Genomic DNA, 509 nt, shown 5'->3' with positions numbered 1-509 from the left:
CCCGCCCACTCCTCACTGGCCAGCTGAGTCACCACATTCTGATAACTCAACGCAGCCGACTGCAGCTCCGCGGCGATCGCATTCCACGCCGACGCCGCCGTCACCGATTTATCGTCAGTCAATACCCGAGCCAAGCGGCCAAGGTTAAGGAGTAATTCGTGTTTGATTTTGGGGCGCTTCCGCCGGAGGTTAATTCGGCGCGGATTTATGCCGGTCCGGGGTCGGGGTCGTTGATGACGGCGGCGTCGGCGTGGAATGCGATCGCCGCGGAGCTGCAGTCGGCTGCGTTGAGTTATCAGAATGTGGTGACTCAGCTGGCCAGTGAGGAGTGGGCGGGCACGGCCTCGGCGGCGATGGCGGCCGCGGCCACCCCGTATGCGGAGTGGCTGGCCAGCACGGCGGCGCAGGCCGAGCAGGCCGCGGTGCAGGCCGCCGCGGCGGCGGCGGCTTATGAGGCGGCGTTCGCCGCGGTGGTGCCACCGCCGGTGATCGCGGCCAACCGGGCGTTG

The 509-nt window shown here is 67.6% G+C and carries 1 protein-coding gene; it reads left to right on the top strand.

Going from position 1 to position 509, the window contains the following annotated elements; genetic code table 11:
- Positions 1-158: 158 nt before the first annotated feature.
- On the top strand, positions 159-509 hold a 351-nt coding region (locus A9X05_RS08510), incomplete at its 3' end, for a PPE domain-containing protein (protein ID WP_156736560.1).

Source organism: Mycobacterium sp. E3298, from assembly GCF_001666895.1.
Classification (GTDB): Bacteria; Actinomycetota; Actinomycetes; order Mycobacteriales; family Mycobacteriaceae; genus Mycobacterium.
The sequence above is the reverse complement of the archived record's forward strand: the minus strand, read 5'-3'. Positions and strand labels throughout refer to the sequence as shown.